The 11,787-nt window shown below is 60.0% G+C and carries 16 protein-coding genes; 5 read left to right on the top strand and 11 right to left on the bottom strand.

What is annotated here, in order from left to right:
- The first annotated feature begins 126 nt into the window (after nt 1-126).
- Nucleotides 127-306 carry a hypothetical protein gene (locus ABQJ48_RS33170; protein WP_367842159.1) on the top strand — a complete coding sequence of 60 codons (180 nt, stop codon included), beginning with the start codon at nt 127-129 and terminating at the stop codon, nt 304-306.
- Between the two features lie 145 nt (nt 307-451).
- Here the strand turns inward: ABQJ48_RS33170 and ABQJ48_RS33165 are convergent, their stop codons facing one another.
- The 6 genes from ABQJ48_RS33165 to ABQJ48_RS33140 form a co-directional block, all read right to left on the bottom strand.
- Entirely contained in the window at nt 452-652 is a 201-nt protein-coding gene (locus ABQJ48_RS33165) for a hypothetical protein (protein WP_367842158.1), read from the bottom strand.
- 26 nt (nt 653-678) lie between these two features.
- Nucleotides 679-2,016 carry a DUF2142 domain-containing protein gene (locus tag ABQJ48_RS33160; protein WP_367842157.1) on the bottom strand — a complete coding sequence of 446 codons (1,338 nt, stop codon included), beginning with the start codon at nt 2,014-2,016 and terminating at the stop codon, nt 679-681.
- A 120-nt stretch (nt 2,017-2,136) separates the two neighbouring features.
- Nucleotides 2,137-2,394, bottom strand: coding sequence for a hypothetical protein (locus tag ABQJ48_RS33155; protein ID WP_367842156.1), 258 nt, complete (start codon nt 2,392-2,394; stop codon nt 2,137-2,139).
- Between the two features lie 171 nt (nt 2,395-2,565).
- Nucleotides 2,566-2,823, bottom strand: coding sequence for a hypothetical protein (locus ABQJ48_RS33150; RefSeq protein WP_367842155.1), 258 nt, complete (start codon nt 2,821-2,823; stop codon nt 2,566-2,568).
- Between the two features lie 120 nt (nt 2,824-2,943).
- Entirely contained in the window at nt 2,944-5,337 is a 2,394-nt protein-coding gene (locus ABQJ48_RS33145; protein WP_367842154.1) for a beta strand repeat-containing protein, read from the bottom strand.
- Nucleotides 5,338-5,610: 273 nt separating this feature from the next.
- Nucleotides 5,611-6,810: a tyrosine-type recombinase/integrase gene (locus ABQJ48_RS33140; protein ID WP_367842153.1), complete on the bottom strand. Its 1,200-nt coding sequence runs from the start codon at nt 6,808-6,810 to the stop codon at nt 5,611-5,613.
- A 117-nt stretch (nt 6,811-6,927) separates the two neighbouring features.
- Here ABQJ48_RS33140 and ABQJ48_RS33135 point away from each other — a divergent pair, with 117 nt between their 5' ends.
- From ABQJ48_RS33135 to ABQJ48_RS33120, 4 genes are all read left to right on the top strand, one after another.
- Nucleotides 6,928-7,110 carry a hypothetical protein gene (locus ABQJ48_RS33135; RefSeq protein ID WP_367842152.1) on the top strand — a complete coding sequence of 61 codons (183 nt, stop codon included), beginning with the start codon at nt 6,928-6,930 and terminating at the stop codon, nt 7,108-7,110.
- Between the two features lie 200 nt (nt 7,111-7,310).
- Entirely contained in the window at nt 7,311-7,529 is a 219-nt protein-coding gene (locus tag ABQJ48_RS33130; RefSeq protein WP_367842151.1) for a hypothetical protein, read from the top strand.
- Nucleotides 7,530-7,571: 42 nt separating this feature from the next.
- Nucleotides 7,572-7,841 (top strand): hypothetical protein, encoded by a 270-nt coding sequence (locus tag ABQJ48_RS33125; protein ID WP_367842150.1) that lies wholly within the window; start codon nt 7,572-7,574, stop codon nt 7,839-7,841.
- A 303-nt stretch (nt 7,842-8,144) separates the two neighbouring features.
- Nucleotides 8,145-8,372 carry a hypothetical protein gene (locus tag ABQJ48_RS33120; protein ID WP_367842149.1) on the top strand — a complete coding sequence of 76 codons (228 nt, stop codon included), beginning with the start codon at nt 8,145-8,147 and terminating at the stop codon, nt 8,370-8,372.
- Between the two features lie 26 nt (nt 8,373-8,398).
- On the opposite strand, the gene ABQJ48_RS33115 is transcribed toward ABQJ48_RS33120, so the two are convergent.
- The 5 genes from ABQJ48_RS33115 to ABQJ48_RS33095 form a co-directional block, all read right to left on the bottom strand.
- The gene (locus ABQJ48_RS33115; protein ID WP_367842148.1) at nt 8,399-8,884 is read right to left on the bottom strand and encodes a DUF1643 domain-containing protein; all 486 of its coding nucleotides are present in this window, start codon (nt 8,882-8,884) and stop codon (nt 8,399-8,401) included.
- Nucleotides 8,881-9,024, bottom strand: a complete 144-nt coding sequence (locus tag ABQJ48_RS33110) for a hypothetical protein (protein WP_367842147.1) — start codon at nt 9,022-9,024, stop codon at nt 8,881-8,883. The genes ABQJ48_RS33115 and ABQJ48_RS33110 overlap by 4 nt, the downstream gene beginning before the upstream one ends.
- Nucleotides 9,025-9,199: 175 nt before the next feature.
- Nucleotides 9,200-9,640: a Lar family restriction alleviation protein gene (locus ABQJ48_RS33105; RefSeq protein ID WP_367842146.1), complete on the bottom strand. Its 441-nt coding sequence runs from the start codon at nt 9,638-9,640 to the stop codon at nt 9,200-9,202.
- A 235-nt stretch (nt 9,641-9,875) separates the two neighbouring features.
- Entirely contained in the window at nt 9,876-10,796 is a 921-nt protein-coding gene (locus ABQJ48_RS33100) for a hypothetical protein (protein WP_367842145.1), read from the bottom strand.
- Between the two features lie 11 nt (nt 10,797-10,807).
- On the bottom strand, nt 10,808-11,770 hold the full coding sequence (locus ABQJ48_RS33095) for a phage Gp37/Gp68 family protein (RefSeq protein ID WP_367842144.1): 963 nt from the start codon (nt 11,768-11,770) through the stop codon (nt 10,808-10,810).
- Nucleotides 11,771-11,787: the final 17 nt, after the last annotated feature.

The raw sequence follows: 11,787 nt of genomic DNA, 5'->3' as shown, positions 1-11,787 counted from the left end.
ATCGTGTCCACGATCGCGGATCGCGGACACGATCTCCCATAATCTACACGGACTCCATCACGCCATCACCATCGTGCCCCACGCGCGCGTGAACGGGGAAACGGCCGGGCTGAGTCGCTTACGATTATGTGGAAATGGGCCGGTATTCGAGAGGACGCCAAGACGCTGAACGCCATCTTTCGCGTAAAGACGCTGGTTGCCGAATCGGATAGTTTAACGACGGCCATCCTCAAGGAAGAGTGGGATCGAGTGAAGCAGGAAGTCGCCTATCCAGAGCGGATGATCGCCAAAGTTCCCCCTCCCTGAGGTCTCCACGTCCGGAAATAGTCTTTCATTCACCTCGGAAGCGGCCCTTCATCTGCTGCGAGTTCGAATGACGGTAGAGCGGTCGGGCGCCGCCAAGCAAAACGGTTTGCCAGCTTTTTGCCAGCATCGCCAGGTGGTGCAGCGATTACGACGGGGATGCCGCACCCTCGGCGGCCCGCGCTAGGTCGGCGGTCCGCTGCAGTTCGAGTTCCAGGAACGCCATATTCAGCGACGAGACCAGTTGTGGCGCCTGGTCCTGCGTGAGTACGACGGGCTCGACATACTGTTCGACGAGTGCCAATTTGACTGCCGCTATTTTGAGGATGGTTTCCAAGGTGCTAGTCAATTTCGTATTCGTTGACATCTTTGGTCTTATAGGTAGTACTTCCATAGCAGCGTCGAGACCGTCATCGTGGTCGAAAACGCAATGAAGGCACCGGAGAGAACGAGTGCGGCCCAGTTGCGCCGTTTGCTCGTATCCCTTGCGCCGAGGACGCATGCGGCAAGGAGGGCTGGCGCGATAAAGTATCGCCCCTGCACGCCATTGATCACGTCAGCAGGCAGATCGGTCCACGACATCAGGAGCGCCATAAACGTTAGCGGGACAGCTAGCATCGCGGCCATTACCGCCAGCGCCCGAGTGGCGCCGCCAATTCGCCTGGAGAACGATATTGCGACCGCGCAAACCAGCGCAGCGCCCGCGACTTCGTATGCGACGGCGGGCATCGGCCGGTCAAGCCACCCCAGGATGCCGACGAACTCGCGCCAGTAATCGCGGATAACGGCGTGGTCGGTGACAGTTCGCCATGTGATTCCCACCAGATCAGATGGGTGATGTGCGTAAAATTCGACAGCCTGTTTCGATGTCACAGAGCGCGTCAAACGAAAATCGACATTCGAAGACATAGCGTAGCCTACCCATCCTACGGCCGCCACCGAGCTGACAACGGATGCGACGAGGGCACGTTTGTCATTGCGGACCAAGAACACAGCCGATGGCAGGACGAGGACGCCAGCCATTTGCGGGCGGCTCGTGACCAGCATGAACGCTGAAAGAATTAGCAGCGCTCCTTTCCAGGCAGAGAACACTTCATCGCGTTGCATGCCGACGCGGAAGAGACTACCGGCAAGAACAGTCCACGCGAATGACATACCGTCGGCCGAGGCGCTTGATATTTGAAACATGGTCATCGGCAGCGCAAGCAGGCATATCACCAGCGCATTCGGTGGGAAGATGCTAAACGCATAAGCGATGATCGTTGCGACCGCCGTCAGCGCTGCGAATCTAGCGAGCCGGTAGGACGTGCCGACGCCCAGATCGAGCGTCTGTCCTATCCGAAAGCCAAGGGCCTGAGGCAAGTACCCGAGTGGGAAATACGGGGCCGCGCCGGAAAGGCCTGTGTAATCACGTTCATGTGCCCACCTGATTTTCGAGGTTTGCTGGGCCGTCTCGCGGCTAACCCTCGCGTCTGGCTTCGCAGCGAGCGCTTGAGCCCACGTGGCCTGGTATTGCTGCAAAGCGTCGTCAACGTCACCGCCGGTCGATAGCTGCGGCAAGGTCCTGGTGTGCGACAGGATCGAAAGCAGATACGCCCGATCGGTGTGTCCGATCTCGTCGGGCGACTGCATTGGCGGTATCAGGGCAGAGAGAATGCTGCCGATGATGATAATTGAGAAGAGGGCGATCGCGCTGCGCTGAAAGTGGCTCATTCATTCCTCAAACGTTTCTTTTTTTGTGGAACGAATGAGATCTCACGCTCTTCTCATCACCTGTCCCTAGACACTACTTGACTGCCAGCTTTTGGCCGGCCTCGCGGGCTGGTGCAGCGATTACGGCGGGTATCCGGCACCCTCGGCGGCCCGCGCCAAGTCGGCCGCCCGTTGCAATTCCATTTCCAGCAACGCCATATTCAGCGAGGAGACGAGTTCTTGCGCCTGGTCGCGCGTGAGCAGGACCGTCTCGACATGCTGTTCGACTCTCCAGGCGTTCGGGAACGCCCGCCCGCATAGGCGGATGGTGAACTGATCGTTGGGCGAGTCGACGGCAACCTTCCAGCGGCCGGTCGGGATGAGTATTCGCGGCATCATGCTTTCGCCCGTGGACCGGGTCTTCCTGTAAGCGACATAGATAAATTAGAAACTTATAAAAGCCTGATAAGGCCGCATGATGCGGTTGCGGAAAACTTCACCCAGTTATCGAACTTGCCTACGCGCCCCGGCACCCTGCGCGGGTTCCGCGGTTGTGCCGCCTTGCGTCCGTCATTCAGCCTTCGGCTTGCGTGGCTTGCGGGCTTTCTTTTCGGGAACTGGTGACTCTGAGGCTGGAACCTTGATGGCATTCACCACCGCCGCACTGTAGGCGTTGCGTGCCGTCTGCGCGATGGCAAGCTGCTGTTGCAGGCGACCGATTTCAGCGTCGACAACCTGGATGTTCTGCACTTGCATGCGAGCTTCTTCGGGCAGCTTCGCCGTGGCGTAGTTGGTGCCGTTGAGCGTGATGTATTCGGGTAGGGACATGGAGTTACTTGGAAAGGACGTTCTCATTAAAGCGAAAAACCCCGCCTCCTTGTGAGAGACGGGGTTCATCTGGTTCACCGGCACCGCTCACTACGTAAGCGGTGCATGGGTGGATACAGATTAGGCGATATGCACAACACCGGCGCCTGCTGCCGTGCCAATCGACGTCGCACTCACGCCAACCAGTTCAACAACGTGCGTGGAAGCTGCGCCCAAGGTGCCGCCGTGCGTCGATTCGACCACGTAGGTATTGCCACCGTTGACGAAGGCTGCAACCGTGTCAATAGCGCCAACCACAACCTTCTCTGCGGCGCTGATGAGCTGAGCAACCGTCGCCGTCGAAAGCGCCGAGCCTGCGAACGTAATCAGGCCGCTCGCGGTCGTCGCCGTCAGATTTGCCACGCCGGTTTGCGCTGCGGTGAACGTGCCAGCCGTTGCAATCGTTTCGGTAATAGCAGTGTTGGTCGCCGTCGAGAACTTCAGGATGTCCGACGTAGCAGCCGTCGAGCCAAGCGAGAAGCCGTTCACCAGCGAGAACGCGCCCGTACCGCCGTCAATGAACGCGCCATCAGTGACGTTGATGGTGTCTGCAGCAGCGTGAGCTCCCAACGTGATGGTCGCGTTGCCCGTACCAACAGTCGCACTGGTGCTGCTGGTGTTGACCGTGCTGCCGCCCTTGACGTTGGCCGAGAGGTCAACGACGTCACCAGCCACTGCGGTGTTTTGCAGCGTGATGGTGTTCGCACCAACCGAGCCCTTGATTGCCAGAGCATTGGTCGTTGCGAGCGATGCGTCGAGCGTGAACGCGCCAGACAGGCTGTGAGCGTCGATGACCGTATTGGCGGCCGGTGCGACTGCACCCGTCGTCAGCGATACGGCACCCGCGCCGTCGAAGGTGATGCTGGAAGCAGCACCCATGCCGGTCAGCGCGCTGATATTCAGCGTGTCGCCAGCATTGACCACGTGGAACGCAACGTTCTCAATACCTGCAGCCGTCAGTGCACCCACCTTCACGATCGACGAACCGGCAGCAGCGCCTGCAGCGACGCTGTCGTTGACCGTCACGTTGAGCGTGTCGATCTGACCAACCGTTGTCGCGCCCTTGATGCCGAGCGTCAGCGAGCTGCCTGCGTTCGAGTAATCAATCGTGTTGACTGCACCTGCGGTAGCGTTGGCCGAGTTCTGGATGGTCACGCCTGCGCCTGATGCCAGGTTGGTCAGCGACGTCACTGTAGCAGCACCAGCTATCGCCCCACCATTCACGACAGCGGCCGTGATGGTGTTGTTTGCCGCCAGCAGGCTTGCGTCTTGCGCGACACCGCTCTCGACTTGCAGCGTGTTGAAGCCCTTGTACAGAGCGCCAACCGCTGCCGTTGCCACGTCACCCATGGCAGTAATGTCCAGCGTGTTGCCCGTACCCGTGCCCGCATTGACCGAGGCGGTGCTGTTGAGCACGATACCGCCGGTCGATACGAAGTTGTTGTTTGCGCCGCCCTTGAACGTCAGACCTGCGCTACCGTTCGTGAACTTGACGCCGCCTGCAGTCATGCCCGAAGCGTCAACGGTCGTCACGGTGCTGGACAATGCTGCGCCCGACAGATCAACCAGAGCCGCTGCACCGGTAACCGTGACGGTTTTCAGTGCTGCGTCGCTGATAGCGCCGGTCGTCAGGTTCGTCGATGCGTTGATCGTAAGCCCCGTGTTGGTCGCAGCCAACGTCAAGCCGCCCAGCTTATTCGCTGCGCCAGTCGAGTTGATGGTTGTCGACGTCAGCGACGCGCCGGTTTCCGTAATAGCACCACCCTTGGTACCGCCGGACACATTGAGCGTGCCCGCAGTAACGGCGGCGGCGTAGTTAGCCGTCAGGTTGCCGTTCGTCATCGTACCGTTGCCGATCAGACCAGCGCTTTGACCAGTAGCCAGATTGTTGACGGTAAGGTCATTGCTCGACAGGTTGGAATTGAAGGCGGTTGCGCCTGCAAAGTTGCTAGCGTTGATAACGTCGGCAACACCGGTGGAACCAACTCCTGCAGTGCCATCAACAACAACGATGGATTGCGTTGCTACACCGGTTCCGCCAAGAGTCAGGTTAGGAACGTTGCCGGTAGCCGTAGAAGTAAACACTAGGGTCGAGCCGGTAGAAGACGTCACTGTGTAGCCAGCCGGCAAGTTTGCTGCGAAAAATGCAGCCACCTGAGCGCCCGTCGAGCCAGTACCGCCATCAGTGAACGTCACGCCACCGAGGGTAACCGTTTGACCGTTCGTCACCGCACCAAAGGTCACCGTAGCGGCTTCCTTGGTTCCTGCCGTGGCGGCCGTGCCGTTGACGTTCCGAACGTTGATGGTTTGAACGCCGCTAACTTGCGCAGCGGCAATATTGCCACCGGTAGTGCCGCTATCCGTGTAGTTGAAGACGTTATTGGCGCCGGTACCCTTGACCGTGTCAGCAGCGCTCAGTGTGGTCTGGTCAGCATTGAACACGGTGTTGCCGGTCGTGCCCGTGATGCTATCCACACCCGTAGTGAGCGTACCGAATACCCCTATCTACATGGTTGATTTCGTTTACCTATTTTGATGAATTTCCGTGAGTCAGTAGTAGTGCTGACCGAATCAACCGGAAGATGAAATTAGATTTGTCGCAACACCTGATGCCACGGCAGTTAGCGGAGGAAGGAGCCTGAGTCAGCAAGTCAGCGAATCTCAAATATCTTCCGTCCATACCTGTTCGAGAAAAGAAAAAGCCCCGCAGAAGCGGGGCTTGGCAGGTGCTTTCTCTGCAGCGCGCACTCATCTAAAAAGGCCGGTTGCATGCGCAGCTGCGTTCGCGTTTGCGCGCTTTCGGCCCTCAGTCAGATGCAGATAAACCGCGGTCGTTTTCAGTTGGGTGTGTCCCAGCGCTTGCTGCACGTCAACTATGTCGGCTCCTGAATCCAGCATCATCGATGCGTACGTATGCCGGAGATCGTGCATTCGCAGACCTTCGAGATTGGCCTTATTCCGCGCGGTTACCCAGGCGGATCGACATGATGTGTAGGGTTTCCCGGTGGTCGGGTTGGGAAAGACCCACGGCCCCGCGGCGGCTTGCCGACGATCATGTAACAGTTCTAGGACGCCGACGGAAAGGTGTAGGACGAAACCCTTCTTTGCCTTGTCGGACTCCGCGGGCACTGTCAGCGTACCTCTGGCCTCATCCAGCCACTCCCATTTCATCGCCAGGACGTTTTCCCTTCGCAACCCGGTGGCTCCCATGACACGAAGAATGTCAGCAAGGCTGTCATTGTCCGACTCCGAGGCGGCGATCAAAAGTGCTTCCAGTTGCGACCGCGTCAAAAACCGCCCCTTCACCCTGCGGACCGTGGTGAGCTGCAGCGCGTGGCTCGGGTTCTCGGTCAGCGTATTACTCTTGTCCCGGATCGCCGCGTTGAAAATGTGCCGTAGGAGAATGAGGATGCGCTTGACTGAACCGTCCGAGAGGCGCGCATCCGGTTGCGTTTTCCAGCGGCCGCCGGCTACTAGCTTCTCTCTGAGAGCGGTGTTGAACTCAACAACGTCGTGCCCGCTAACCTCATCCAAACGCTTTTTGCCGAACACAGGCTGGATGTGGTTCCGATAGATCGATGCATGCGCCCGGTAGGACCGGCTTGTGTTCTTCACCGCAGGTAAGAACGTATCGAAGAAGAAAGCGTCCATCGTTGGGAACGACTTCCGGCGAGGACGTGCTGAGTCGCCTCTGCTCAGCTCCAACTCTGCGAGGCGCGCTTTGGCCAGTGCGCGGGCAGCGTTCGCCGATACATCCCCGACGCGGGCCAATTTTTCCTGCCGTTGGACACCGGTCGCGTCGCGATAGACCATGACATAACTCATGGTGCCCCGGTGAGTGATGTTGACTGCAAAGCCGGACTGCTCCTGGTCAAACACCACTACTTTGTTCCTGCCCGCCGGCATGACGAATTCTTTCAGCGCCTTCTCGGTAATGTGTAGGTTCATTTTGTTTTTAACTCCTCGTGGACGGGCAACCGCCCTTTGATCCGTTGTGTCTTGGGTATTGCGCGAATCTGTCCTATCGTTGATTTCTCGTGTCCTGTTGCCCGATGGGAGGCGGTCATGACCGATACCGGGTTCTGGCTATGTATCCGCTGCCGTCAAGAGATTCCGACCAAGTTGGTCGAGCCCGGCATCGACGACTTCGGCCTCTATTTCATTTGCCCTTTATGCAAGCGACGCAACCAGCTCGAGAGCCTTGGGCGTCAGCGCGGGGCGCTTGTCCTGCGTCAGACTGGTAAATAGCAGTTCCTTGCAGATGGCTCAGTTCAGATGCGCTTGAATTTGACGACCCATACCCACGGGTTAGCGTCCCAGCCATTGCGTCGGGCGTCTGAATCAGCACCTTCGAACCGAGAGGCAAATCCGGACTCGATGAAGATGCGACGGGGCGACCAAAGCTTGTCCGGAGCGACGACGAGTAGAGCAATCTTTTGGAGACGGCCATGCAGTTTGACTACAAGGAGTTCCACATCGACGCTTCGCCTCTCGATGAAGGTGGCCGTTACTACGCTCGTGCAAGGATCTACCAGCGGCCCTCGGCGGGTGGCGAGTTCGTGGAAGTGAAGTATTCGGGCGACCTCGGGGACTATCGCTCCGACGCGGACGCTTTCGAGGCGGCGCAGCGTTGGGCCATCCAGTGGTGCGACCAGCATGGCGCTTAGGCAGCGTGCTGCGATTTCTCGAAAATCACGATGGAGACAGCCATGTGGGACAAGATCGAACACAACGGATACGAAGTCTGGGTCCTGCCGATCCTTGCATACGGTCCCCCGGCCCCGACCACCTTGTGGCATTACTCGGCCTACATCTGTCGACACGGGTCCGATGCCCACCTCGCTGGGCAAAGCATTCGCTTCCAGGAACTTGTCGCCACTTTCCGCAGTGAAGAAGCAGCCCGAGAGGCGGGGTATGTCGAAGGCAAGCGGCGCGTCGACATGATTCTCAAAGGCGCTTCCGGTGCCGACAACGGCTGACCACAGCTCTAGTTGTTCGAAATGGGACTCTGGATTCAACCCTGCTCGCCTTGCGCTGACCTTTACGGACAGCCGGCCGCCGTAGCGCCACACGAAGACCTGACGCTCAATGGCGCGGGCGCCGTGAAGGATGCACGAGTAGAGGAGCACTACACCTGCCTGCGCTGCGGCGGCGTGTTTGCGCGCCTTCTCGCCGGGCCGCCGGAGCGCCAGATTTGGATGTTTTTGAACGCCGGGCAGCATTGACGGGGTTGTTGAACTTATCGCCGGTACTATCATCATCCGTGAAACAGGGAGGGCGACATGCCTCCGCGCACGAAGTACTTTAATTACTGGTATGAAATCTCGGCCACTTCGGCGGGCCCGGATGCTTCGCAATGGCAGGGTGAGCTGAGGCTCGTCAGAGAAGCGCTTGACGGAACTGAGGAGACTATTTTGGACCGGCACCTCGTACCGGGCTTCTTCGATACCGAGCCTCAGGCGCGAGACGCTGCCGACGCGTATGCGCGTGTATATATCGATCAGCTCTGACCGAAAACAGGTGAGGGTGTAGGCGGTCATGGCTGTGGGCTCCATTCGAGCAGCGGTTGATCGGCCCGGACATAGAGCGGATGACGCGGCGAGCCGTCTTTCGTCGTCCCAAGGCACCAAAGGCGCGCCCCGGCGTCAAGCATAATGCTGGCGACGCGGGCGGCCCGCTCGGGCTTGGCGTTCGATCCCCATGCGCACACAACGTCGCCGCACTCGCGGGCAAAGTTCCACAGGTAGTCGTCGTTATCGGGGCCGACCGGGTCACGGTGCGTCCAGAGTGCCGCCGGATTCGTCGAGCGCAGCGCGTAGAGGTTTGCAACCGCGAGGCCGTTGCAGTTCCATAGCTTCGCGAAGCCGCGGCAGCGGCGAATCGTCGGGTCGTCGAGCTGCGCATCGGCGGTGCTTGGGTTGAGCATGACGAAAAGCGCCGTCGACTTCATCGGCGCCAAGGATTCAGCGGACCGCGTCAGGCGATAGCGATAGGTGCCGCAAGGGCTGATAACTGCGCTCACGAGCCGACCTCCTGCTCACCGGAAGATGAAGCGGCAGAGAACACTTCGCCTTCGAGCGGCTCGGCCAGTTCAATCACCCACTCGTTGAGCTTGCAAAGTTCGTCCATCTTATTTTCTCGTCTGCTTAATTCGATACGCATAAAAGCGCCTTCAGAAGCCGCTCCGAATCGGCTTATGGCGGAATAGGCGCATATAAGGCTGCGGTCGTTCTTTGGGTGGTTAACTAAAATGCATAACTGATTCATCAAAAATAAACCAGGCTAGAGAGGGCCACATGATTGCCCACGAGCTGGAGACATACCGCGGCTTTACTATCTACATAGCGCTGCATGAGACCCCGACACACTGGGTCTGCGAGCTCACCTTCGAGCGAAAGGAAGGGCCGGGATGCAAGCGCAGTCCACCCATGTTCAAGCACCAGGCGCGCAGACTTAACAGGAGCATGCTCACTCTCTCCATGGAAATGCAGTTCAAAGCGCGGATGCTGATCGACGAGTGGATAGACGAGCACCCCAATTGACGGAAGCGCCGTCTCGATAGCCAGTCGTAGCCTGCAACTGGAACCGCTTTCTTGAATTCGGTGCGGCGATTCCATTCGGTCGCCGCATTGTGCTTCGAGCGATGCCAGCCGATCGCCCAAGGCCCGTTCATCAACTGGAAATCGCAGTTCGGGCAGCCGATGCCGAAGCAGTCTTTCTCAATCGTTTCGATTTCCGCTTTGCCGCTGCAAAACGGGCACGGCAGCAGGCTCGGCACTGGGTCTGTATGAGTGGTCATGGTGTACTCAATTTCTCCCCGTTATCGAACCATCGCCCGGACTTCCCGCAGATCGATGGCATACGTTCTTCATCTTCACCGCCGAATGCCCTGTGAGATTCGGCAAGCAGGAAAACTGGGTATTCGTCAAACAGGTCGGCTCTGAGATTTCTCGGATGCCGGCACTTCGGGTGCTCGCCGCTCGTGCTGTGTATGCAATCCGAGCAATCAAGTTTCATGTGGGCACTACCTGCTTGCGGATGTCCGCAGCCTTGGTCTGCGAGCAGCCGAGAAACTTCCGGATCTCGGTCACGGTCGCTCGCAGCGTGCCAGCGGCGACTGCTTCCCGCACACGGGTAACGTCATCAGGACTCTCGATTTCAGCTGACTCCGTCGCCGCTACTGCGTTACTGGCGTCCGTTACTGCCGTGACTGACTCGGCGCTACTGCCTTGCGGGGCGGGCGCTACCGCGATTTCAGCCACGTCGTCCGATTGGAGCGCGAGCAGCCAGGCGAAGCAGGCGACACCTTCGAGCACGGCGGCGAACGCTAGGCCGGCGATCAGATCGGCGTGCGCAACGGGCAGGCCGAACGCCGTCAGCGCACCAGTCACCGGGTCAGCCATCGCCGCGGCGCGCGCGGCGGCGGCGCGGTCCTGCGCAGCTTCGGCGCGCTTCGCTTCAGCCGCTTCGACGTCCAGGGCATCCAGTCGCGCGGCCAGCGTCGCGCGCTCGATCCGGACGGTTGCGCACCAGTCGCCGCAGCGGCGTTCGGCGACACGAGCCAGTCGCGCCACGGCGTCGGCGCGGTCGGCGGCGATCTGCCCCAGGCCGCGACTGTGAGTCACGACCACCGGGACGGCCCCGGCCCGCAGCTCGCCGGCATGCTTTTGCGCCATCACGAAGAAAACCGCATGGCCGTAGCAGGTAGCCGCCATGCAGGCGAGCCACAGCACGGCGCCGAGCACGCGGATACGCCAGCCATGCGAACGGCAGAGGGCAGGGAGCAGGTGAGCGGCCACAGCAAGCACGGCGCCGACGGCGATCCACAGCGCGCGCTCTGCAACCCATCCGCCGCGCTGCCAGCCTGCGAGGATGGACAGACACGCAGCAGTAGCGGTCGCCGTGACTGCGAGTAATGCCGGTTGCGTTCTCATGGGCATAGCGGTCATGCCTTCGGGAAACCGTCGTGCGTGCGGCCGTCGAGCTGGCGGCCAGCCAACTTTTTGCCGACGCGATCCATCAGCATGCGACCGTCGAGCCGGACGTTGCCGGCCGCTGCGAGCCGCGCGCCGTCATCGAATGGAGGCACGTAGCCTTCGGTTGCCAACAGGAATTCACCGGATGGCAGTACGCCTGCGGTATCGCGCAGGCCGGCGCGCTCGCCCCAATCCTCATCTGTCCACTCGCCCCACTGCTTGAATAAGAACGGGACGCCAGCGGCTTGGCATTGGTTGCGAAGCATGCGGGGCCATGCTGGGTGCATCGGGCGCGCGCCGTGGCCGCTCTCGCCGCCGACGATGACCCAATCAATCAGCGACTGGAACTTACCCGGCACATGCCACGGTCCAATCATGGGGCGAAGATCGACCGGTCCAAGCAAGGGTTCCATCGACAAAAACCGAACGCGCGCCGGCACGGCGAGCAACTTCGGGATGTCACGGTCGGCTTCCGCTTGATTGACGATCGTCGCACCGAGCCACACATTCCACGGCAGGTGCGTGATACCGATCTCGGTCAACATCGACGGGACGTTGCCGATACGCTTTGTCAACAACAGCCAATCGAGGTTCGGCGTCTGCTTGATCAGTTCAAACAGGTCCGCTCGCCACGCCGGATCCACAGCGTTATCGAACACGTCGGCGAGCGACGCGCAGAACACGCGCTGCCGGCGACCGTGCTGATACAGGAAATTGCCGTGCACCGCGTTCCAGTGCAGAGGCTTGCGCCAGTTGGCGGCCGACGTGCGGCGCCGCGGCGCGCCCGGTCCCCAGTTGATCGCGGTGCCGCCGGCATAACGTGCATTGCGCGTCTCGGCATAGCAGTGATCGCAGCCAGGGCCGACCTTTTGGCAACCTTCCCACGGATTGAACGTGTGATCGGTCCACTCGATTTTGCTGTTCTCGCTCACTTCTTCCTCCGTGCATG

Source organism: Paraburkholderia suaedae (assembly GCF_040812055.1).
GTDB lineage: Bacteria > Pseudomonadota > Gammaproteobacteria > Burkholderiales > Burkholderiaceae > Paraburkholderia.
Note: the sequence above shows the minus strand (reverse complement) of the source record. Positions and strands in the feature narration are given on the sequence as shown.